The organism is Frigidibacter oleivorans, from assembly GCF_003993775.1.
GTDB classification, from domain to species: Bacteria; Pseudomonadota; Alphaproteobacteria; order Rhodobacterales; family Rhodobacteraceae; genus Frigidibacter; species Frigidibacter oleivorans.
The window spans coordinates 58391-81168 of record NZ_RJRZ01000002.1 but is presented as its reverse complement, the minus strand read 5'-3'; the positions used below and the strand labels follow the sequence as shown (position 1 = coordinate 81168).

At 68.3% G+C, this 22778-nt stretch carries 18 protein-coding genes and 1 tRNA gene; 11 read left to right on the top strand and 8 right to left on the bottom strand.

The features are described from left to right. Window positions 1-12: 12 nt before the first annotated feature. Window positions 13-1407, bottom strand: a complete 1395-nt coding sequence (locus EEY80_RS03430) for a sensor histidine kinase (RefSeq protein WP_126975177.1) — start codon at window positions 1405-1407, stop codon at window positions 13-15. Continuing rightward, window positions 1404-2177, bottom strand: coding sequence for a response regulator transcription factor (locus EEY80_RS03425; RefSeq protein WP_328590490.1), 774 nt, complete (start codon window positions 2175-2177; stop codon window positions 1404-1406). Before EEY80_RS03425 ends, EEY80_RS03430 begins: the two co-directional genes overlap by 4 nt. 36 nt (window positions 2178-2213) lie before the next feature. Here EEY80_RS03425 and EEY80_RS03420 point away from each other — a divergent pair, with 36 nt between their 5' ends. From EEY80_RS03420 to EEY80_RS03405, 4 genes are all read left to right on the top strand, one after another. Next, the gene (locus EEY80_RS03420; RefSeq protein ID WP_126975176.1) at window positions 2214-3320 is read left to right on the top strand and encodes a tripartite tricarboxylate transporter substrate-binding protein; all 1107 of its coding nucleotides are present in this window, start codon (window positions 2214-2216) and stop codon (window positions 3318-3320) included. 113 nt (window positions 3321-3433) lie between these two features. Further along, a complete protein-coding gene (locus tag EEY80_RS03415; RefSeq protein ID WP_126975175.1) occupies window positions 3434-5428 on the top strand; it encodes a tripartite tricarboxylate transporter permease in 1995 nt (664 codons plus the stop codon). 57 nt (window positions 5429-5485) lie between these two features. Next, complete coding sequence (locus EEY80_RS03410; RefSeq protein ID WP_126975174.1) at window positions 5486-6577, top strand: 4-oxalomesaconate tautomerase; 1092 nt, start codon at window positions 5486-5488, stop codon at window positions 6575-6577. Further along, complete coding sequence (locus tag EEY80_RS03405; protein ID WP_126975173.1) at window positions 6574-7551, top strand: D-2-hydroxyacid dehydrogenase family protein; 978 nt, start codon at window positions 6574-6576, stop codon at window positions 7549-7551. Before EEY80_RS03410 ends, EEY80_RS03405 begins: the two co-directional genes overlap by 4 nt. Here the strand turns inward: EEY80_RS03405 and EEY80_RS03400 are convergent. Next, on the bottom strand, window positions 7520-8593 hold the full coding sequence (locus EEY80_RS03400; protein ID WP_126975172.1) for an AbrB family transcriptional regulator: 1074 nt from the start codon (window positions 8591-8593) through the stop codon (window positions 7520-7522). The genes EEY80_RS03405 and EEY80_RS03400 overlap by 32 nt on opposite strands. Window positions 8594-8665: 72 nt before the next feature. Between EEY80_RS03400 and EEY80_RS03395 the strand changes: the two genes are divergently transcribed. From EEY80_RS03395 to tcuB, 3 genes are read left to right on the top strand one after another with little or no spacing between them, the layout of a single operon-like run. Continuing rightward, on the top strand, window positions 8666-9334 hold the full coding sequence (locus EEY80_RS03395; RefSeq protein WP_126975171.1) for a GntR family transcriptional regulator: 669 nt from the start codon (window positions 8666-8668) through the stop codon (window positions 9332-9334). Beyond that, window positions 9331-10722: an FAD-dependent tricarballylate dehydrogenase TcuA gene (tcuA, locus tag EEY80_RS03390; RefSeq protein WP_126975170.1), complete on the top strand. Its 1392-nt coding sequence runs from the start codon at window positions 9331-9333 to the stop codon at window positions 10720-10722. Before EEY80_RS03395 ends, tcuA begins: the two co-directional genes overlap by 4 nt. Next, window positions 10712-11812, top strand: coding sequence for a tricarballylate utilization 4Fe-4S protein TcuB (gene tcuB / locus EEY80_RS03385; protein WP_126975169.1), 1101 nt, complete (start codon window positions 10712-10714; stop codon window positions 11810-11812). The genes tcuA and tcuB overlap by 11 nt, the downstream gene beginning before the upstream one ends. A gap of 103 nt (window positions 11813-11915) precedes the next feature. Here the strand turns inward: tcuB and katG are convergent, their stop codons facing one another. Continuing rightward, window positions 11916-14087: a catalase/peroxidase HPI gene (gene katG, locus EEY80_RS03380; RefSeq protein ID WP_164738120.1), complete on the bottom strand. Its 2172-nt coding sequence runs from the start codon at window positions 14085-14087 to the stop codon at window positions 11916-11918. Between the two features lie 161 nt (window positions 14088-14248). Here katG and EEY80_RS03375 point away from each other — a divergent pair, with 161 nt between their 5' ends. Then, on the top strand, window positions 14249-15205 hold the full coding sequence (locus EEY80_RS03375) for a hydrogen peroxide-inducible genes activator (RefSeq protein WP_126975168.1): 957 nt from the start codon (window positions 14249-14251) through the stop codon (window positions 15203-15205). Here EEY80_RS03375 and EEY80_RS03370 read toward each other — a convergent pair. The 4 genes from EEY80_RS03370 to EEY80_RS03355 all read right to left on the bottom strand — a co-directional run bounded on the left by EEY80_RS03370 (window position 15165) and on the right by EEY80_RS03355 (window position 18839). Continuing rightward, a complete protein-coding gene (locus tag EEY80_RS03370; protein ID WP_126975167.1) occupies window positions 15165-16619 on the bottom strand; it encodes an ArnT family glycosyltransferase in 1455 nt (484 codons plus the stop codon). The genes EEY80_RS03375 and EEY80_RS03370 overlap by 41 nt on opposite strands. Further along, window positions 16609-16914 (bottom strand): lipid-A-disaccharide synthase N-terminal domain-containing protein, encoded by a 306-nt coding sequence (locus tag EEY80_RS03365; RefSeq protein WP_126975166.1) that lies wholly within the window; start codon window positions 16912-16914, stop codon window positions 16609-16611. The genes EEY80_RS03370 and EEY80_RS03365 overlap by 11 nt, the downstream gene beginning before the upstream one ends. Further along, a complete protein-coding gene (locus EEY80_RS03360) occupies window positions 16911-17654 on the bottom strand; it encodes a glycosyltransferase family 2 protein (RefSeq protein WP_126975165.1) in 744 nt (247 codons plus the stop codon). Before EEY80_RS03360 ends, EEY80_RS03365 begins: the two co-directional genes overlap by 4 nt. Window positions 17655-17795: 141 nt before the next feature. Then, window positions 17796-18839 (bottom strand): LacI family DNA-binding transcriptional regulator, encoded by a 1044-nt coding sequence (locus EEY80_RS03355; RefSeq protein WP_126975164.1) that lies wholly within the window; start codon window positions 18837-18839, stop codon window positions 17796-17798. Window positions 18840-19154: 315 nt separating this feature from the next. On the opposite strand from EEY80_RS03355, the gene EEY80_RS03350 reads away from it, so the two are divergent. From EEY80_RS03350 to EEY80_RS03340, 3 genes are all read left to right on the top strand, one after another. After that, window positions 19155-19230 (top strand) — tRNA-Arg (locus EEY80_RS03350). A 238-nt stretch (window positions 19231-19468) separates the two neighbouring features. Then, the gene (locus EEY80_RS03345; protein WP_126975163.1) at window positions 19469-21148 is read left to right on the top strand and encodes an Hsp70 family protein; all 1680 of its coding nucleotides are present in this window, start codon (window positions 19469-19471) and stop codon (window positions 21146-21148) included. Beyond that, on the top strand, window positions 21138-22718 hold the full coding sequence (locus EEY80_RS03340) for a J domain-containing protein (protein WP_126975162.1): 1581 nt from the start codon (window positions 21138-21140) through the stop codon (window positions 22716-22718). Before EEY80_RS03345 ends, EEY80_RS03340 begins: the two co-directional genes overlap by 11 nt. Window positions 22719-22778 lie beyond the last annotated feature (60 nt).

Here is a 22778-nt window from a genome sequence, read left to right as displayed (position 1 = left end):
GCCGAGGACCAGCTAGGCCGCCACGTCGTCCGGGATCGTCCGGGGCAGCACCACCTCGAAGGTCGAGCCCTTCTCGTTCGACAGGCAGCGCACGGTGCCGCCATGGCCCTGTGCCACGTCATGCACGATCGCGAGGCCAAGGCCGCATCCCGAGGCATGATCCGTGTCGATGCGGAAGAAGCGGTCGAAGATCCGCTCGCGCAGATCCTCGGGGATGCCGGGGCCGTCGTCGCTGAACCGCAGGCGGACGACATCGGGCTCGAAGGACACCACGGCATCCATCTGGCCGCCGGGGCGCAGCGCGTATTTCGCCGCATTGTCGAGGATATTGGTCACCAGTTCCTCGATCAGGACCGGATCGCAGGCTACCGGCTCCGGCGTGCCGGTGACCGAGAAGCCCACATCGACACCGCGCCGCAGCTGGGTTTCCGCGAAGGGGCGGACCTTGTTCCGCACCAGCGCCACCAGATCCAGCGGCTTGGCCAGCAGCCTGAGGCTGCGGCCGCGCACCCGTTCCAGCGACAGCAGTTGCGAGGTCAGCCGGCTGGTGTGCCGCGCGCTTTCCGCCACGTCCTGCACGCGCGACCGCAGTTCGGCCTCGTCGGGAGCGCTGATCGCGGCCTCGGCCAGGCTCTGGATCGCGGCCACCGGATTGCGCATCTGATGCGCCGCGTCCGAGATGAAGCCGTCGCGCAGCGCGATGGCCCGCGACAGCCGGTCGAACAGCGAATTCAGCGTGCGCACCAGCGGGCGCAGTTCGGGCGGCACCCAGCGGCGGATCGGGCGCAGGTCGTCGGCGCTGCGCTGGCCGATGGCCTCGCGCAGTTCCAGCAGCGGCTTCAGGCCCAGCTGGATGGCAAACCACAGGACCAGCGCGGCGGTGACGATCACCGACCCCAGCAGCATGATGGACTGCGCGACCAGTTCCCGTGACAGGGCGCGGCGCTGCGTGGTGGTCTGCCAGACCTCGACCGTGACCCAGCCGCCGAACCGCGGCTCGCCGATGAACTCGCGCAGGGTGACGGCGCGGACCGTCTGGCCCAGCGACACGCTGTCGTAGAACATCGGCGAGGCGCTGTCCTGCACCATCCCCTCCGGCGGATCGGGCGGGTCGGAATAGCCGGTGACGAAGCTGCCGTCCGGCCCGGTGATCCGGTAATAGACCGGATCGCCCAGCGCAGCGGTGAGGTCTTCCAGCAGCGTTTCGGTCAGGATGTCGCCTTCCGAGATCACCACATCGCGCGAGATGGTCAGCGCCACGGCCAGCAGGGTGTTGTCGTACAGTTCCTGCGACAGCCTGTTCGCCGACAGGTAGCGGGCGGAGGACGCGACCGCCGCCACCAGGATCAGCGGCAGGATCAGCAGCAGGAACAGTCGCGCCCGCAGCGACAGGTGCCACCGCATCATCCTTCGTCCAGCATGTAGCCAAGGCCGCGGGCGGTGCGGATGGTGACGCCGGACCCGTCGATCTTGCGCCGCAAGCGGGACACCAGCAGTTCCACCGCGTTCGGCTCTACCGGCGCGCCGGTGCCGTACAGCGCGTCGGCGATCCGGTCCTTCTCGATCAGCCGGCCCCGGTTCTCCAGCAGCACCTCGAACAGCGCCAGTTCGCGCCGGGGCAGGTTCAGGCTACGCTCGCCATGCCAGACGCTGCGCTGTTCCCGGTCATAGACCAGCTGTCCCACCGGCTCGCGCGAGAGGGCCACTTCCGGGCGGCGGCGCGCGAGGGCGCGCAGGCGGGCGACGAGTTCTTCCATGTCGAAGGGTTTCACGAGGTAGTCGTCCGCTCCGGCATCCAGCCCCTCGACCCGTTCCGACGTCTTGCCCCGTGCGGTCAGAATCAGGATGGGGATGGTGTCGCGCCGCGCCCGTGCCCGCCGGATGATTTCCAGGCCCGACAGCCGCGGAAGGTTGACGTCCACGATGGCCACATCCGCGCGCTGGCGCGACAGGAAGGCATCGCCGTCGAGGCCGTCTTCGAGATGATCCACGGCATGACCCTGATCTTTCAAAGCATTTTCAATGCCCTTGGCCAGGCTCGGGTTGTCTTCCACCAGAACGATCCGCATCAAAAGCCCTTTTATGGCAGACAGGTTTCCGACAGAATTCTCCCTTAGGTGTGCATCAGGCTGTTCTTCGGAGGAGAAATCAAGAACGGCATCGCGCCCGAACGCCATTGCGGGGCGCACCTGACAAGAGAGGGAGGAACAAGAATGTCTGAACCAGTGGGTTTCACGCGCCGCTTTGCACTTGGTGTCGCGGCTTGCGCGGTCGCACTCGGCCTGGCCGGACCGGCCGCCGCCGAAGTCGATTTTTCGGGCGAGACGATCGAATGGATCATCCCGTTCTCGGCGGGTGGCGGATCGGACACCTGGGCGCGGTTCAACGCGCCGCTGCTGTCCAAATATCTGCCGGGCCAGCCGACGGTGATCGTGGTGAACGAACCGGGTGGCGGGTCCACCAAGGGGACCAACCTCTTCGCCGCGCGGGCCAAGCCCGACGGGCTGATGATCCTCGGCACCTCGGGCTCGACCCAGTTCCCCTACCTGCTGGGCGACCCGCGGGTGCGCTATGAATACAAGGACTGGAAGATCGCGATGGCCGGCCCCACCGGCGGCGTGGTCTACACGACGCCGGATCTCGGGCTGACCGGTCCGCAGGACATCGCGATGCTGAAGGACAAGGAGCTGGTCTATGCCAGCCAGGGCGCGACCTCGCTGGATCTCGTGCCGCTGCTGGGCTTCCGGCTGATGGGTCTCGACGTGCAGCACGTCTTCGGCTTCAAGGGCCGCGGCGATGGCCGGCTGGCCTTCGAGCGGGGCGAGGTCAATATCGACTACCAGACCTCCTCGGCCTATCTGAAGAACGTCCAGCCGCTGGTCGATGCCGGCGAGGCCGTGCCGCTGTTCAGCTGGGGCGTCCTGAACGAGGCCGGCGAGGTCGTGCGCGACCCCACCTTCCCGGACCTGCCCTCTTTCGTCGAGGCTTACGAGACGCTGACCGGCGCCCCGCCCTCGGGCCCGGACTATGAGGCCTATTTCGCCTTCTTCACCGCCGGGTTCCCCGCGCAGAAGATGGTGTTCCTGCCCAAGGACACCCCGGACGAGATCGTGGCCGCCTACCAGAAGGCCTTCGAGGACATGAAGGCCGACCCGGACTATCAGGCCAATGCCGAAACGGTGCTGGGCACCTACGGGCAGGTCACCGGTCCGCTGGCGCAGGCCCTGTTCGAAAGCGGCACGACCATCGCGCCCGAACTGCGCACCCGAGTGGCCGAGACGCTGGCCACCGAATACGGTGTGAAGCTGGGCGAGGACTGATCGCGCCCCTCGATATCTGACGGGGGCGGGCTCCGGGACCGGATGTCCGCCCCTCCCCTTTTCGTCTTCGCTGACCTGTCGCGGTTGCCGCGATCAACACGGGAGAGTCCTCCGTGGTCGATACCCTAGTTCTCGCCTTGTCCGAGCTTCTGAGCCTGCAGCACTTGGCGTACATGTTCCTCGGGCTGCTCGTCGGGCTGATGATCGGCGTGCTGCCCGCACTGGGCGGAATCGCCGGCCTGTCGCTGCTGATCCCCTTCATCTACGGGATGGATCAGGTCTCGGCGCTGGCCATGCTGATCGGGCTTCTGGCCATCATGCCCACGGGGGATACCTTCTCCTCCATCCTCCTGGGCATTCCGGGCGGATCGTCCAGTCAGGCCACCGTGCTGGACGGCTTCCCGCTGGCCAAGAAGGGCGAGGCTGCCCGCGCCCTGTCCACCGCCTTCATCTCGTCGATGTTCGGCGGGGTGTTCGGGGCGGTGGTGCTGACGGGCTTCGTCTTCATCGCGCGGCCGGTCATCCTTGCCTTCGGCTCGGCCGAACTGTTCATGCTGGCGCTTCTGGGCCTGTCGATGGTCGCCGTGCTGTCGGGGCGCAGCCTCGTGAAAGGCATCGGCGCCTGCTGCATCGGTCTGGTCATCGGCTCGATCGGGGCGGCCCCGGCCACGGGCGAGTTCCGGATGGTCTTCGATGTCGAGTATCTGTACGACGGCATCCCGCTGGTCGTGGTCGGTATGGGCGTCTTCGCCATCCCCGAGATCGTCGACCTGATGCGCGCCAACCAGGCCATCGCGGGCGAGATGCCGCTGGGCAAGGGCTGGACCCGCGGCATCCGCGACTGGGCCGCGAACTGGTTCCTGTCGCTGCGTTGCGCGGCCGTGGGCTGCATGGTCGGCGTGATCCCGGGTCTGGGCGGATCGGTCGTGGACTGGATCGCCTATGGCCATGCCGTGCAGACCACCAAGGACACCTCGGAATTCGGCAAGGGCGACATCCGCGGCGTGATCGCGCCGGAAAGCGCCAACAACGCCATGACCGGCGGCGCCATGCTGCCGACCATCCTGTTCGGCATTCCCGGATCGGGGGCGATGGCGGTGTTCCTGGGCTGCATGGTCCTGATCGGGATCGAGCCCGGCCCGTCGATGGTCACCACCGACCTGCACCTGACCTACACGATGATCTGGTCGCTGGCGCTGGCCAACATCTTCGGGGCGATCGCCTGCGTGGCGCTGGCCCGTCCGATCGCCGGGCTGACCAAGGTGCCGTTCCAGTACATGGCACCCTTCCTGATGGTGATGATCGCCTTCGCGGCCTTCCAGTCCACCCGGTCGGTCAACGACCTGCTGGCGCTGCTGGTGCTTGGCGTGGTGGGCGTGCTGATGAAGCGGTTCGGCTGGTCGCGTCCGGCGCTGCTGATCGGTTACGTGCTGGCCCCGCAGGCCGAGACGTTCCTGTATCAGGCGGTGCAGTTCAACGGCTGGTCGTTCCTCGGCCGTCCGGGCGTCATCATCATCGGCCTGCTGACGCTGGCCTCGGTGATCTTCGGGCTGCGCAACCGCGTGGACGAACACGGCAAGCTCGGCCCGGTCGACGACAAGGCCCCCGACGTGCCGCAGTTCCAGGCGCATCTGCCGCAGATCGGTTTCGCCGCGCTGGTGCTGGCGGCCATGGCGCTGGCCTTCTGGGACGCGCTGCAGCACGACTTCCTCGGCAAGGTCTTTCCGCTGTCGGTGTCCATCGTCGGGCTGGTGATGGTGGCGGTGCTGCTGTGGGAACTGTGGTTCGGCAAGACCGGCCACCATTCGCATTTCGACAGCGAGCTGACGGGCGAGCATGTCGGCAAGCCCGGCGTCTATGGCATCTGGTCCGGCCTCGCCTGGCTGGCGGCGCTGGTGCTGTTGTCCACGCTGGGCGGCTTCGTGCTGGGCGTGGCGGTGTTCTTCATGGTCTTCATGCGGCTGCGGGTCAGGGCCAGCTGGCTGCAAAGCCTGCACATGACGGCCTGGGCAGTGGGTGGAATCATTCTGGCGGCGTGGCTATTGTCGCTCAACTTCCCCTCGGGCCTGCTGCAATACTACGTCGACCTGCCTTGGCCCTTCCGCTGATCGCATCCGGCCCGCGCTGACCGCGCGGGCCTTTCCCAGTTCCGGACGGAGGCACGCATGGCCCAGACCCCGATTCCCTATCACTTCTTCCGCGGCGGCACCTCGCGCGGGCCGTATTTCCGGCGCGAGGATCTGCCCGCCGATCAGGACATGCTGGCCCGCGTGCTGGTCTCGGTGCTCGGGTCGGGGCAGAAGCTGAACATCGACGGCATCGGCGGCGGCGCGGCCGTCACCACCAAGGTGGCGATGCTGTCGCGGTCCGAGGCGCCCGACTGCGACATCGACTATTTCTTCGCCCAGGTCAGCGTCGAGGACCGGCTGGTGGACTTCAAGCCCACCTGCGGCAACATCCTGTCCGGCGTCGGCCCCGCCGCGGTCGAGATGGGGCTGGTCGCCCCGCAGGGTGACGTGACGCGCATCCGCATCCGCTCGGTCAACACCGGCGCCAAGGTCGAGGCGGTGATCCGCACCCCCGGCGGCGCGGTGGAATACGAGGGCGAGGCCGCCATCGACGGCGTCCCCGGCACCGCCGCGCCGATCTATCTGAACTTCATGGATGTCGTGGGCTCGGTCACCGGGGCGCTGTTGCCCACGGGCGCGCTGCGCGACACCATCGACGGGATCGAGGTCACCTGCATGGATGTGGCGATGCCGATCGCCATCGCCCGTGCCGCCGACTTCGGGCTGACCGGCCATGAAACCGCGGCCGACCTGGACGCCAACCGCGACTTCTATGCCCGGATGGAGCCGATCCGGCAGGAGGCCGGGCGGCGGATGGGCATGGGCGACGTGTCGAAATCGGTGACACCGAAATTCGCCCTGCTGGCCGAACCGCGCGCCGGCGGCACCATCGCCGCCCGCTATTTCATGCCGTGGAGCTGCCACCCCACCATGGCCGTGACCGGGGCGCAATGCCTCGCCTCCTGCGTCCTCACCCCCGGCACCGTGGCCGAGGGTCTGTTCACCCGGCCCGAGGGCACGCCGGCGCTGGTGCTGATCGAACATCCCGGCGGCGTCATCGACGTGACCGTGGATTACGAGATGGGCGACAGCGGATTCGCCCTGAAATCCGCCGGCCTGCTGCGGACCGCGCGGCTGCTGGCACGGGGCGAGGTGATGGTGCCCGGTTCGGTGTGGGACGGAAAGTGAAGGTCCACATCCTCGACGACTGGTTCGACACGCTGCGGGGGCTGCCCTGTTTCGGGCGGCTCGCCGGGCATGACGTGACGGTCTGGACGGATCACGAACCCGACCCGGCCCGTCTGGCCGAACGGCTCGGGGAGGCCGAGGCGCTGGTGCTGTTCCGCGAACGCACCCGCATCGGTGCCGACCTGCTGGACCGCCTGCCCAACCTGCGCCTGATCAGCCAACGCAGCGTCTATCCGCATGTCGATGTGCCCGCCTGCACCCGCAACGGGGTGCTGCTGTGTTCCAACATGCATGCGGACACGCCGTCCTATGCCGCCGCCGAACTGACCCTGACGCTGATGCTGGCCAGCCTGCGCCAGATCCCGCAGCAGGTTGCCAGCCTTCGGCAGGGCGACTGGCAGATGGGGGTCGGCCGCACGCTGCGGGGGCGGGTGCTGGGCCTTTACGGCTATGGCCGGATCGCCCGGGCGGTCGAGGGCTATGCCGAGGCGCTTGGCATGCGGGTGCAGTGGTGGGCGTCCGAGGCGGGTCGCGCCCGCGCGGCGGCCGATGGCAAGACCGTCCCCGACAGCCGCGAGGCGTTCTTCGCGACCTCGGACATCGTCAGCCTGCATGTGCGGCTGAAGCCGGACACGAAGGGCATCATCACCGCCGCCGATCTTGCCGCGATGCGCCCGCGCAGCCTGCTGGTGAACACGTCGCGGTCGGGCCTGATCGCGCCGGGGGTGCTGGAGGCGGAAATCGCCCGGGGACGCATCCATGCCGCCGTGGACGTCTTCGACGAAGAACCCTTGCGCGACACGCGCCATCCGCTGCTGGTGCATCCGAACGTGCTGCCCACGCCCCATATCGGCTATGTGACCGAGGACGAGTTCGACCTGCAGTTCAGCGACATCTTCGATCAGGTCAACGCCTATGCGGCCGGCGCGCCGACCCACATGATCAATCCCGAGGTTCTGGCGGCCCGGGCGTAGCGCCCGGCTTTTCGCGCACCGCCCCGGCCAGCCGCGCGGCGACCGGGGCGCCCAGAATGACCACCACCATCCGCGTCAGATGGTGAAGGATCACGAAGCCCAGATCCGCGCCCGCGACCAGCGCCAGCACCGTCATCTCCGCCTGCCCGCCGGGCGCGAAGGACAGGAACCCCTCGACCGGGCGGGCCAGCCCGGTCAGGGTAACGATCTCGGTGAACAGGGCGGCCAGCACCGCCAGCAGCACCACGAAGGCCAGCCCCGACAGCACGTAACTGCGCAGTTCCCGCAGCGTCACGCCCACATACTGCACCCCGATCCCCAGCCCGATGAACAGCTGCGCGGCCAGAATGGCCTCGGCCGGGGGGCGGGTATGGATCAGCCCGGCCAGCGACAGGGCCGCGGTCAGGATCATCGGGCCGAGGATCGTGGCGCCGAACAGGCCCAGCCATTCCGCCACCTTCCAGCCCAGCACCGCCGCCGCGGCCAGCAGCGCCAGCTCGCCGGCCGGAAGATCGCGGGCGGCGGCGCCCACGGCCCCGGTCAGGTCCGCGTCGTAGAGCCCGGTCAGGATCAGCGGCGCCAGCGTCACGATGATCAGCACGCGGGTGGCATGGATCAGCGCCAGCGCGCGGACATCCGCCCCCGCCTCCTGCCCGAAGGCCACCATGTCCTGCAGCCCGCCGGGCATGGCCGCATACCATGCCGTCACGGGATCGAACCCCAGCCGGCGGAAGAAGGGAAAGCCCACCAGCCCGATCAGCACCACATACAGCGGCACCAGCGCCACGCTGCCTGCCATCTGCGGAATGCGGTGCACCACCTCGGGCGTGATCGAGGCGCCGATCCCCGCGCCGAGGACGGTGCGTGCTAGCGTGGACAGCAGGCCCATCCCCTTCAGCGGCGCCCCCGCCAGCGCCGCCAGCAGGCACAGCGTCATCGGCCCGAACAGGAACGGCAGGGGCAGGCCGAGGGCATGGAACAGCCCGGCCCCCGCGAGCGCCAGCGCGAATGTCCCGGCGCGACGCACCATCTGATCCGGCATGACGATCTCCTTGCCTGAACATGTATCCATATGTATACCGTCGGACACACCAGCCGCAAGCGAGTCGATCCGATGGCCGACGACAGTGAAATTCCGCAAGGTCAGGGGGCCTACCGGCGCCTGCTGGAGGAAATCCGCAACGGCGCGCTGACCCCCGGCGCGCGGCTGCGCGAAACCGAACTGGCCGAACGGCTGGGCATCAGCCGCACCCCCGTGCGCGAGGCGATCCGCCAGCTGGAAGCGGACGGACTGGTCGTCCATATGGCCCGGCAGGGCGCCACCATCCGCAACCTCGACCATGCCGAGGTGGTGGAACTGTACGAGATGCGGTCGGTTCTGGAAGGCACCGCGGGCCGGCTGGCGGCGCGGGCGGCCTCGGATGTCGAACTGGCCGAACTGGCCGCGCTGAACGACGCGCTCGCCGCCTCTGACCCGGGGCCGCAGGCGCGTGAACTGAACCGGCAGTTTCACCGCACCCTGCTCGAGGCGGCCCGCAACCGCTTTCTCGTCAAGTCGATGAGCGCGCTGCAGAAGACGCTGCTGATCCTTGGCCCCAGCACGCTGACCGAAGCCGAACGCGCCGTCTCGGCCGTCGAGGAGCACCGCGCGGTGCTGGTGGCGCTGCAGGCGCGGGACGGGCAGGCGGCCGAGGCGGCGATGCGCCTGCATGTCGATGCCGCGCTGTCGGCCCGCCTGCGCGGGATGCGCGGCCGCGAAGTTTCACCGGAGGACGATCTGTGAAGGACTGGCCCGAAACCTTTGACCTGGCGGTTGTGGGCGGCGGCAATGCCGCGCTGTGTGCCGCGATCACCGCCGCCGAAGCCGGGGCCAGCGTGCTGGTGCTGGAAGGCGCGCCCGCGCCCTATCGCGGCGGCAACAGCCGGCACACCCGCAACTTCCGCTGCATGCATCGCGGCCCGATGTTCCCGCTGACCGGCGCCTATGAGGAAGAGGAATATCTGCACGACCTGATGCTGGTCACCAAGGGCAAGACCGACGAGGGGCTGGCCCGGCTGGCGATCCGCTCGTCGGAAGAATGCCTGCCCTGGATGCAGGCCCATGGCGTGCGGTTCCAGCCGTCGCTGTCCGGCACGCTCAGCCTCAGCCGGACCAATGCCTTCTTCCTGGGCGGCGGCAAGGCGCTGGTGAATGCCTATTACAACACCGCCGCCGATCTGGGCGTGAAGATCGCCTATGACGCGCAGGTCAGCCATGTGCATCTGGACGGCGACCGCATCGCCTGGGCGGAGGCCGAGATCGCCGGCCACCCGGTGACGGTGCAGGCCCGCGCCTTCGTGCTGGCCTCGGGCGGGTTTCAGGCCGATCTGGACTGGCTGGCCCGGGCCTGGGGTCCGGCGGCGCGGAATTTCCTGATCCGCGGCACGCCCTACAACCGCGGCGTGGTGCTGCGCGACATGCTGGATCAGGGCGCGGACTCGGTCGGCGACCCGACGCAATGCCACGCGGTCGCCATCGACGGCCGCGCCCCGAAATACGACGGCGGCATCGTCACCCGGCTGGATTGCGTGCCGTTCTCCATCGTGGTGAACCGGAACGGCGACCGCTTCTACGACGAGGGCGAGGATGTCTGGCCCAAACGCTATGCCATCTGGGGCCGTCTGGTGGCGGCCCAGCCCGATCAGGTGGGTTATGCGCTGATCGACGCGAAATCCATCGATCTGTTCATGCCCTCGGTCTTTCCGCCGGTGAAGGCCGACACGATCGAGGGGCTGGCCGCGCAGATGAACCTCGACCCGCAGGCGGTGCGCCGGACGGTGGACGGGTTCAACGCCGCCTGCCGTCCCGGTCCCTTCCACCCGACCGAGCTGGACGGGCTGCGGACCGAGGGGCTGGAGATCGCCAAGACCAACTGGGCCCGGCCGCTCGATACCCCGCCCTTCTACGGCTATCAGCTGCGCCCCGGCGTGACCTTCACCTATCTGGGGCTGAAGGTGGATGCCCGCGCGCAGGTCCATACCGCCGCCGGACCGATCCGCAACCTCTGGGCCGCGGGCGAGATCATGGCCGGCTCCATTCTGGGGCAGGGCTATCTGGCCGGCTTCGGCATGACCATCGGCACCGTCTTCGGACGCATCGCAGGCAAGGAGGCCGCCGCGCATGTCGCTTGACCTGACACCCCCGCAACTGTCGGCCACCGAAGAGGCGCGCCGCCAGATCGAGATCTGCAATGCCTGCCGCTATTGCGAGGGGTTCTGCGCCGTCTTCCCGGCGATGACGCGGGAACGGGCCTTCGCCGACGGCGACCTGACGCAGCTTGCCAATCTCTGCCACAACTGCCGCGGCTGCTATTACGCCTGCCAGTATACCGCGCCGCATGAATTCGCGCTGAACATCCCCGCCGCGCTGGCCGAGGTGCGGGTGGACAGCTGGGAACGGCTGGCCCGCCCGCAGGCGCTGGCGCGGCTGTTCCAGACCCATGGCGTCGCCATGGCCGGGGCGCTGGTCGTGGCGCTGGCCGCGTTCTTCTGGGCGCTGGCGGCCCTGCGCCCCGAGACGGGCGCGGGCTTCTACGCCTATCTGGCGCATAACACGCTGGTCGCGATCTTCGTGCCGGCCTTCCTGCTGCCGCTGGCGCTGATCGGGCTGTCGCTGCGCGACTACTGGCGCGAGGTCGGGGGCGGGCGGGTCCGCCTGTCGCATGTGCTGCGCGCCTTCGACAGCGCCGCCCGGATGAAGAACCTGTCCGGCGGTCATGGCGAGGGCTGCAACTTCGAGGAGGGCGACCGCTTCAGCGACCGCCGCCGGGTCTTTCACCAGCTGATGATGTACGGCTTCCTGCTGTGCTTCGCCTCCACCGCCAGCGGCACGGTGCTGCATTACGGCTTCGGCTGGGAGGCACCCTATCCGCTGCTGTCGCCGCCCAAGATCCTGGGGGTGCCGGGGGGCGTGATGATGCTGGCGGGCACCGCCGGTCTGGTCTGGCTGAAACTGCGGGCGACCGCCGCGCTCGGTGCCGTGCGGGTGTGGGGCGGAGAGATGGCCTTCATCCTGCTTCTGGGCGCCATCGCCGCCACCGGGCTGGCGCTGTACGGGGCCAGCGGTACCGCGCTGGTCGGCCCGCTGCTGGCCGTGCATCTGGCCACCGTCATGGTGCTGTTCCTGCTGATGCCCTTTTCCAAGATGGTGCACGGCTTCTTCCGCCTCGCCGCGCTGGTCGCCGAGGCCGGCAAGCCCGCACCGGCCGGCGGCGGCGAATAGGTCCGCACCGGCTGCGGCCCGGCGAACGGGCGAGGGCACGGCCCGCCGCAAATGAGAACGGCGGGCCCGGGGGCCCGCCGCGTCGGTTCTGCCGTGACCGGCCTCAGGCCAGGTCGAAGCGGTCCGCGTTCATCACCTTGGTCCAGGCGGCGGCGAAGTCCTGCACGAACTTGCCCGCGTTGTCGTCTTGGGCGTAGACCTCGGCATAGGCGCGCAGGATCGAGTTCGAGCCGAAGACCAGATCGGCGCGGGTAGCGGTGTAGGCCGTCGCGCCGCTCGTGCGGTCGACGATGTTGTAGCTGTTCCGCCCCGTCGGCTCCCACTTGTAGGCCATGTCGGTGAGCGTGACGAAGAAGTCGTTCGTCAGGGCACCGGGCCGGGCGGTGAAGACGCCATGCGCCGTGCCGCCGAAATTGGTGCCCATCGCGCGCATCCCGCCCACCAGCACCGTCATCTCGGCCGCGGTCAGGCCCATCAGCTGCGCCCGGTCCAGCAGCAGTTCCTCGGGCTGGACGACATAGTCCTTCGACAGGAAGTTGCGGAACGCATCCGCCACCGGCTCCAGCACCTCGAAACCTTCCGCATCGGTCATCTCGGCGGTCGCGTCGCCACGGCCCGGCGCGAAGGGCAGGTCGAGGTCGAAGCCCGCGGCCCGTGCCGCCTGCTCGACCCCGACATTGCCGGCCAGCACGATCACGTCGGCGATGCTGGCGCCGGTTTCCGCGGCGATCAGTTCCAGCACCCCCAGAACGCGGGCCAGCCGTTCGGGCTCGTTCGCGACCCAGTCCTTCTGCGGGGCCAGCCGGATGCGCGCGCCGTTCGCGCCGCCGCGGTTGTCCGACCCGCGGAAGGTACGGGCGCTGTCCCAGGCCGTCGACACCATGTCGGCGATGCTCAGGCCGCTGGCGGCAATGCGGGCCTTGACCGCGGCCACGTCATAGTCGGTGCGGCCCGCCGGGATCGGGTCCTGCCACAGCAGATCTTCCTGCGGCACCCAGGGGCCGAGGTAGCGGGTCTTCGGCCCCATGTCGCGGTGGGTCAGCTTGAACCAGGCGCGGGCGAAGGCATCGGACAGCGCCTCCTGGTCGTCCCGGAACCGCAGCGCGATCTCGCGATAGACGGGATCGACCTTCAGCGCCATGTCGGCATCGGTCATCATCGGGTTGTGGCGGATCGAGGGATCCTCGACATCGACGGGGCGGTCGGCCTCGGCGATCGCCACCGGTTCCCACTGCCATGCGCCGGCGGGCGACTTGCGAAGTTCCCACTCATGGCCGAACAGCATCGCGAAATAGCCGTTGTCCCATTTCGTAGGCTCGCTGGTCCAGGCGCCTTCCAGGCCGCTGACCACCTGATCGCGGCCGATGCCGCGGCCCTTGGCGTTGAACCAGCCCAGACCCTGATATTCCAGATCCGAGGCTTCGGGATCGCCGGTCAGGTCCGCCGCGCTGCCATTGCCGTGGCACTTGCCGATGGTGTGGCCGCCCGCGGTCAGGGCGACGGTTTCCTCGTCGTTCATCCCCATGCGGCCGAAGGTTTCGCGCATCTGGCGCGCGGTGGCGGCCGGATCGGGCTGGCCGTTCACGCCTTCGGGGTTGACGTAGATCAGGCCCATCTGCACGGCGGCCAGCGGATTTTCCAGCGTCTCGGGCTTGGCGACATCGCCATAGCGGTTGTCGGACGGCGCCAGCCATTCCTTCTCGTCGCCCCAGTAGGTGTCCTTCTCGGGGTGCCAGATGTCCTCGCGGCCGAAGGCGAAGCCGAAGGTCTTCAGCCCGGCTTCCTCATAGGCCACGGTCCCGGCCAGCATCAGCAGGTCGGCCCAGCTGATCCGGTTGCCGTATTTCTTCTTGATCGGCCACAGCAGGCGGCGGCCCTTGTCGGTGTTGACGTTGTCCGGCCAGCTGTTCAGCGGCGCGAAGCGCTGGTTGCCGGTATTGCCGCCGCCGCGCCCGTCGGTGGCGCGGTAGGACCCGGCCGCATGCCAGGTGACGCGGGCCATCATGCCCACATAGCTGCCCCAGTCGGCCGGCCACCAGGCCTGGCTGTCGGTCATCAGCGCGCGCAGGTCGGCCTTCAGCGCCTGGAAGTCGAGCTTCTGCACTTCCTCGCGGTAGTTGAAGCCCGTCAGCGGATTGGTCTTGGTATCGTGCTGATGCAGGATGTCGAGGTTCAGCGCGTTCGGCCACCAGGCCATCACCGAACTGCCCGACGCCGTGTTCGCGCCATGCATGACCGGGCAACCCCCGGCCGGCTTCATCTCGTTCCCGTCCATCTTCGGCTCCATGTCTGGCTGTGTCGCTTGTCATCCGGTGGCAGGCGAAGGTGACGGTCCCGTGTCACCACGCCCGGACTCCGCCGGTTCGACGCGGGTTCTAGCAGAGTCGCAGGATAATTAGAATTTTCATTTTCAAATTGCCCCCATATGGTGCGCTTATGAGTGCCATCACCATGCGCCACCTTCGCTATTTCGACGCGCTGTCGCAGCAGCTGCATTTCGGCCGCGCGGCCGAGGCTTGCGCCATCTCGCAGCCGGCCCTGTCCCTGCAGATGAAGGAGCTGGAGGATATCCTCGGCGCGCCGCTGATCGAACGGGGGGCGCGGCAGGTGCGGCTGACCGGGCTGGGCGAGGTCTTCGCCGAACGGGCGCGTGACATCCTGCGCTCGGTCGACGAGCTGGGGACGCTCGCCCGCGCCGCCGACGGCCCGCTGACCGGGCCGCTGCGAATCGGCATGATTCCGACCGTGGCGCCCTATCTGCTGCCGCGGATGATCCAGCGGCTGCAGGCCAGCCATCCGACGCTGGACCTGCGCCCGCGCGAGACGGTGACCCCGCGGCTGGTCGAGGATCTGCTGGAAGGCCGGCTCGACATGGCGGTGACGGCGCTGCCGGTGTCGGAACCCGCGCTGCTGGAACAGCCGCTGTTCGCCGAGGAATTCGTGCTGGTCCGGCCGCTGGCCGATGCCGATGCGCCGGTGCCCCCGCCCGAGGCGCTGCCCGAGATGCGGCTGTTGCTGCTGGAAGAGGGGCATTGCTTCCGCGATCAGGCGCTGTCCTTCTGCAACCGCGCGCCGACGATCCGCAACCTGATGGAGGGCAGTTCGCTGTCCACCCTGGTGCAGATGGTGGGGGCGGGGATCGGGGTGACGCTGATCCCGCAGATGGCGGTCGCGATGGAAACCCGTATCGCGCCGGTGGCGGTGGCCCGGCTGCCCGCGCCGCGGCCAAGCCGCACGATCGGGGTGATCTGGCGGCGGACCAATCCGCTGGGGCGGCATTATGCCCCGCTGGTAGAGACGATGCGCAGCCTGGCCCCAGGCGGCACGCTCAGCCCGGCCGAGGGCCATGCCCTCAGCCCTGCCAGCATCCCGCCGGGACCCGCCACAGCGTGACCCGGTCGCCGGCCCAGGCCCCTTCGGCCGGGGTGATCTGCCGCAGGGGCGGGGCGGCCGCCACGCAGGGCGGTGCGGTGGGGCTGGTCGTGGCATAGAGGACATCGCCCGGTTGGCCGGGATCGAGCGGGAATTTCAGCGCGTAGTGATGCGGCGCGGGGCCGGCATCGACCACGGCGCGAAAGCTGAGGCCGCTGTCCCGCCCGGTATGGAACAGGTCGGCGAGAATGTCGCGGTTGCGGGCGGTGACGGTCGACAGCCCCTCGGCCCGGGCGGTGTCGATGATGGCGCGCGACATCTCGGCCCGGCCCAGGTAGCGCGCGAAGAGAAGATCGCCGCCAAGGGACAGGCGGTCGGCGAAGATCGCGCCCAGGGGCAGGGCAAGGCAGACTGCGCCGTTGATCAGGAACGAGGCCGCGAGCCAGCCCCGCGCCCGCGCCAGAAGCCAGGGCACCACGGCGACGGTGCCTGCGACATAGGCCGAGGCCGCCCAGTTGGCATAGGCCTCGGCGAGGAAGGCCTGCACCGTCACCACCGCCAGCGGCGGCAGCGCAAGGCACAGCAGCAGCGGCACCGGCGCCCGGGCCGCGCCCCGGACCGCGGCGAGCGTCAGCCCGACCAGCGCCCCGAACAGCACCGGCCCGAACACCCCGAACTGTTCCAGCAGGAACAGCGCCGGGTCGATCAGCCCGACGGTCGAGCGTGCGCCGGGGTCGCGCACCCAGTCGGCATTGTCGAGCGTGTGGTTCAGCGTCGAGAAGCCGTTCGCGGCATTCCAGATCAGGTTCGGCGCAACGACCAGCCCGCAGGCCAGCAGCGCCGCCCCCGCCTGCGCCGGCCGCAGCCGCATCGCCGGCACCGCGAGCGCCGCCAGCGCCGCCCCCCCAAGATAATAGACCCCGGCATATTTCCCGAGGATCGCGAGGCCGAGGCAGGCCCCCGCCGCCAGCGCCGCGGCGATGCCCCGGCGTTCCGCCGCGCGCAGCCAGAACCAGAGTGCGGCGGCGAGGAACGGAAACATCACCGTATCGGTCGAGATCAGGATCGACGCGACCGCCACCATCGGCAGCGTGGCGAAGCCCGCCGCGGTGAACACCGCCGCCCGCCCGTTCCACAGCCGCGCGGCCACGGCACCCAGGATCAGCGCCGTCGCCATGTGCAGCAGGGGCCCCGGCAGCCGGATCCAGAACGGTGCGTCCGACCCGCCCAGGAAAGTCGACAGCCCGATCACCCAGGCGATGAGCGGCGGCTTCGAGTAATAGCCGAAGGCCGGATCCTCGGACCACAGCCAGTATTGCGCCTCGTCGACGAACAGGTCCATCGGCGTCAGCGCCAGCGCGAGGATGCGCAGCGCCGTCAGCGCCCCCACCGCGACCAGCGCGGGGGCCAGCCAGTCGCGGCTGTCAGGCCGCACGCCGTTCCGCCTCGATCAGCCACAGGTTACGCAGGTAGATGAACAGCCCCATACCCTGCCCCAGCACGAAGACCGGATCGCGCCGGTAGATCGCATAGGCCAGCAGGATCAGCCCGCCGCCGATGGAAAACCACCAGAAGGCCACCGGCACCACCGACCGCCGCGCCCGTTCCGAGGCCAGCCACTGCACGAGGAAGCGGGCGGTGAACAGAAGCTGCCCCGCCAGCCCGATCATCACCCACCAGAATTCGCGCCATCCCCCGACATGCAGGAAGGCAAAGACCGCGTCTTTCATGGCTCGCTCCGCGGATGCAGGGGCAGTTCGACCGGGCGCGCCTTCTTGCGCCGCCGGATCAGCCAGGCCACGCCGACGAGGTCGTAAAGCCCGACCAGCGCCCGCTGGATGTTGGAATAGTTCGACCGCCCCGACATCCGCCCCCGGTGGCTGACATCGACATGGGCGATGTCCCAGCCGTCGCGGCGGAACAGCGCCGGCAGGTAGCGGTGCATGTGGTCGAAATAGGGCAGTTCGAGGAAGCCCGCCCGGCGAAACGCCTTCAGCCCGCAGCCGGTGTCGCGGGTGCCGTCCTTCAGCATCCAGCCGCGCAGCCGGTTCGCGGCGCGGCTGGCCAGCTTTTTCGACGCGGTGTCCTGCCGTTCCACGCGCTGACCCGCGACCAGCCCCAGCCGGCCCGAGGTATCGGCCAGCAGCGGCGCCATCAGTCGGGGCAGTTCGGCGGGCGGGTTCTGCCCGTCGCCGTCCAGCGTGCAGCAGATCGCGCCGCGCGCCGCCAGCACGCCCGAATGCACCGCCGCAGACTGTCCGCCGGACCGTTCATGCCGCAACAGCCGCAGCGCCGGGATTTCCGCCGACAGGGCGCGCACCGCCTCGCCCGTGCCGTCGGTCGAACCGTCATCGACCACGAGGATCTCGAAATCCGGTCCCGGGGAACAGGCGGCGACGATCTCGCGCAGCAGCGCGGCGACGTTGCCGGCCTCGTTCTTCATCGGGATCACGATGGAAACCTCTGTCATCCCGGCCTGCCCGTCCCGTCCGTTCCGCTGCTCCCCGCGCCGCGCCGGTCTGGGGGCGGCGCTCGGGCACCCAGCCGTTAAACACGAGCCGGGCGGGCTTGTCCATCTGGCCGGCCGCGTCCCCGCCGGGCGGCCGCCGGGTCAGGCCTTGCGGATGGTGTCGCCGGGTTGCAGGCGCGGGGTCAGTTCGATCCGCTCGCCACCGATCAGGCCCGACCCGCTCTGCCCCGCGACGATCTTCGCCGCCTGCTGGCCGATCTCGCGCCGGCAGGCATCCATCGTGGCCAGCCGCACCGGCAGACCGTCCAGCAGATCGACGCCGTTGAACCCGGCCAGCCCGATCTTGCCCGGCACGTCCAGCCCCTGGCCCAGACACCACAACAGCCCGCCCGCGCCGATCATGTCGTTGGAGTAGTAGAGGAAATCGAGATCGGGCGAGCGGGCCAGCATCGCCTGCGTCATCTCGCGCCCCTTGGCCAGCGCCGATCCGCCGGAATAGAACTCGCGATCCGCCAGCGCCAGGCCCGCCTCGGCCAGCCCCGCCTCGAACCCCTCCATCCGTTTCCGCGCCCGGTGGTCGAGCGGCATCTTCGTGCCGAGGAACCCGATCCGGCGATAGCCCGCCGCCACGATCGCCCGCGCCATCTCGCGCCCCGCGCGCATATGCGAGATGCCGACGACCGAATCGATGGGCTCGCCATCCACATCCATGATCTCGACGATGGGGATGCCGGCATTGCGCAGCATGGCCGAGGCCGCGTCGGAATGTTCGAGCCCCGCGACGATCACGCCCGAGGGCCGCCAGCTGAGCATTTCGTACAGCACCGCCTCTTCGCGGTCGGGGGAATAGTTGGTGACGCCGAAGACCGGCTGCAGCCCGGTATCCTCCAGCGTTTCCGACACGCCCGCCAGCACCTCGGGGAAGACGAGGTTGCCGAGCGAGGGGATCACCACGGCGACGAGGTTGACCCGCTGGCTGGCCAGCGCCCCCGCGATCTTGTTCGGCACGTAGCCAAGCCCCTTGGCGGCCGCCAGCACCTTTTCCCGCGTCGCCACCGACACGTCGCCCCGGTTCCGCAGCACCCGGCTGACCGTCATTTCCGACACGCCGGACGCTTCGGACACGTCCCTCAGCGTCAGGGGGCGGCGCGGTTCGGGCGGGACGGGCGGTTGGGGCACTGGCATGTCCGGGCTGGGGGCGATGCAATCTGCATAGCGCCAAAGGAAAACCTTGTGCAAGCCGCGCCGCGCCTGCTATGTTAACGCTAACGGGCGGAAGCCCGGACTCCGGCGCGTCACGCAAGCTTCCTATCCAGACGCAACGGACCCCGGGGGGGCGGTGGGCCAAGATCTGCCCCCCCGACACCTCCCCCGACATCCCGCCCGATCCCCGATGGCCGCCCGACCTGCCCCCGCGCTTGCCGCCTGTCATTGCCCCCGTACTTGCAACGCGCCGCATTTGCCCGCATGAAGGGCGCGGCCGGTCCCGCCGGACCGGACGCCCCCGTAGCTCAGGGGATAGAGCGACCGCCTCCTAAGCGGTAGGTCACAGGTTCGAATCCTGTCGGGGGCACCAGCCCAATCCTGAAGACAGCGTGTAGGTCGGCCCGGTTCGGCGGGCGGGGTGTAGGCGGGCAGGGTGTCCGTGCTGAAGCGGGGGTGTTGCCGGGGGACAGGTCGAGGTGTTGGCGCGGAGGGCTGCCGTTCGCTGCAGGGCGCGAGAAGGTCTGCTGCGAACTAATCTGTCGACTATACCCAGGAAGCCGGCATAAACTCGAGGGAACCCGCTCTTCAGGCGCCTATTCAAGGTTGCAATGTATTTCGGTATTGATCTCGGAACGACCAATTCGCTTATCAGCGTTTTCGAGAATGGCCGCCCGCGCGTGCTTGGGGGATCTCAGCCGCTGTTTCCCTCAGTCGTCTCCGTTATGGATGGCACCCTCGTTCTTGGCGCCCCGGCGAGGGAGCGGCTGGTCTCTCACCCGGAACATACCGCAGCAGCGTTTAAGCGCGCGATGGGGACCAAGAAGGCCTTCCGACTCGGCTGGAAACAATATGACGCCCAAGAACTTTCGGCGCTGATCCTTCGGGCTCTTCGCCAACGCGCGCTCGAGGAAACCGGGGTCGCGCCGCAGGATGTGGTCGTCTCGGTCCCGGCGTATTTCAATCAGATCCAGCGCAACGCGACGCGGGCGGCGGCAATCGCCGCAGGGCTGAACCCGATCCGGCTGGTCAACGAGCCCACGGCGGCGGCCATTGCCTATGGTCTGCAAGACATCGCGGCCGAGGGCCACACCCTGGTTGTCGATCTCGGCGGTGGGACCTTCGACGTCTCAATCGTTGAGGTCTTCGAGAAGGTGATCGAGGTCAAGGCATCCAGCGGTGACGCCTTCCTCGGCGGTGAGGATTTCACGCGCGCCCTGTTCAATCGGCTGGCGCAGGAATTCGATCTGGCGCCGAAGACCGATGCCGAGCGGGCGCTGCTGTGGAATGCGGCTGAAGTGCTCAAGCTTGGTCTGACGCGCGCGCAGGAAGCGAGCTGTCCATTGCCGTGGCGCGACGGGGCACGCGCGCTTTCGATCACGCGCGAAGCTTTCACGGATGCCAGCGCCTCCCTCATTCAGCGACTGCGCCTTCCGATCGAACGGGCAATCCATGACGCCGGCTTGTCGCGGGACGAGATCGACAGGGTTGTGCTCGTGGGCGGGGCAACCCGGATGCCGCTGGTGCGCACTCTGGTCGCGCGCCTGACGGGCAAGCTGCCTGAAAGCGGGCTCGATCCCGATCAGGTGGTCGCGCTCGGCGCTGCGACCCAGGCGGCCCTGATTGCGCGCGATGCCGGCTGCGACGATGTCGTGATGACCGATGTCTCGGCCTTCTCGCTCGGCTTCGAGGTCGCCCGAAGGGTCGGCGACAGGATCGAGCAGGGCTATTTCGAGCCAGTCATCGAGCGCAACACCACGATTCCCGTCTCGCGAGAGTTCGTGTTCCAAACCACCCAGAAGGGGCAGAGGGAGATATTGTTCGAACTCTTCCAAGGCGAAGCGCCACTGGTGCGCGACAACATCGCATTGGGCAAGCTTCTGGTCGCCGTGCCCCGGAACCGGGCGGACTACGAAATCGTCATCGCGCGTCTGAGCTACGACAGCTCGGGCCTGATCGAGATCGACACAAAGGTGGCCTCCACCGGTGCCACGCGGTCGATCGTCATCACCGACCTGACCGGAGGGCTGTCGGAACGGGAACTGGACGCGCGCCGCAAGACGCTTGCGGCGCTCAAAGTCCACCCGCGGGAGGGTGCCGAGAATGTCGCGCTGTCGGCGCGGCTCGAACGCTGCTTCGCGATGGCGCTGGGAGAGGACCGGGTCACGATCCAGGACATGCTGGCCCTGTTCAGGCAGGCATTGGAGCGCCAACATCTGAGCGAGATCGCAGCGTTGCGCGAGCAGATCGGTCAAACTCTCGACCAGTTTGAGGCGGGTTATGTCCGGTGACCTGCGTTGGCCCTATTCTGAGCTGGGGCTCGAAGCCGATCAGCCGACGAAGGCCGAGATCCGCCGCGCCTATGCCTCCCGTCTTCGCCAGCTGAACCCGGATGAGGACCCGCGAGGTTTTCAGGCCCTGCGCGAGGCTTACGAGGACGCACTGGACAGGGTCGCACAGGAACCCGAGAACGCATCGACGTCACCAGAGCCTCCCGGGCCTGCCCTTGGGCCCATTCAACCTGAAGCCCCGGATCCGCACCCCGAGGAAGCCGAGGCAGATCCCGACACGGTGGATGGGGCATTGGGCCTCCCGCTCGGGGACCAATCGCTGATTGACCGGGTCGAGACGCGAGAGACGGGTGAATCGGACGCGGCGCGTCTTGCAAAGCTGTTGCGGGATCCGCGGATGGCGGATCCGGACATCGCGGCCCGGGTGGAGGCGGAGATCTATTTCTATCTGCTGGATCGAACCCGGCCCGGAGCGGGGCAGGAGGGAAGGGTCTTTCTTCTGAATGGGCCGGAGCGAGGACTCGCCGCAAGCAGGATCGAGATGCAGCACCTGATGAAACATCTCGACAGCCAGTTCGGATGGATGTCGGACGCGGTGCGGATGAAGCGCAGCTTTCCTGACTACGGCGATTTCGTCGAAGCGGTCCGCGGCCTCGACCAGACGCCTTTTTCGAAACTGCTGCACAGACGCATGACCGGCCGCGTAGTACAGGTCGTTCTGTTCATGCTCTTCGCTATTATCCAACTGTGGGCGGTGTTCGACCCCACTTCAGCACGCAATACAACTCCAGTACCAAATAGTATCCTCGCTGCCTCAAAAGAGGTGCGCACCGATTTCGACTTCCTAGAATCGCTTGGAGGCCCACTTAAGCCTTCCGAGGGGACGACACAGTTCCTGCGCGGACTGGCGAGTGCGCAGGGTTTTCCATCCGCCGTGGTGGACGACGTTAAACTTTTGGTGCTGCGCAACACACTGGTGCGTAACTGGCGCGGGAGTCTGCCGTCTGACCTGTTTTCGGCCTACGACCAACCTGCGGAACTGCAATATCTGCTCGGGGTGCTCGTCGCCGCCCGGTTCCAGATGGAGCGCAACCTCGACTACCTTGCCCCCGACCACTTCCGGCTTGTGCCCGCTCCCGACGGGGGCATGGCGACTTGGCAGATTGCGCAGGTTGCGTCAAACCACACCCGCCTCTGGCGGGGGAGCGGCGGCTACGTGGTCGCCGCGCGGCCACCCGGCCCTGCAACTGGCTGGCAGCCTGTCTATCCCGCAATCTATGTTGACAGGTTGCGACAACTCTCGGGGAACAATCTCCGGGTGATAGAGGGCGGGCTCGGCCTGCGTTTCCGTGCGTTCGACAAGACGCCGAGATTGAATCTCTACCTCTTTGACGACCCGCACTTCCCAACCGTTGCCGATGTTTCCGTGGCTCTCACTGGGCATGCGCTCGTGCGGCTGGGGCTTTCCCAAAACCGTTGGCCCGTGCGCGCGTTCCTCCCGGTCAATCGCCCGTGTTCGATGCTGACGCCGATTACGGACGGGTTCGAAAGAAAAACTCTCTGTGATTGAGTTGCTTTGGGTGGTCTCTGCTCGCTCACCCAACGCTGCGCAAAGAGTGAACGTCCGAAA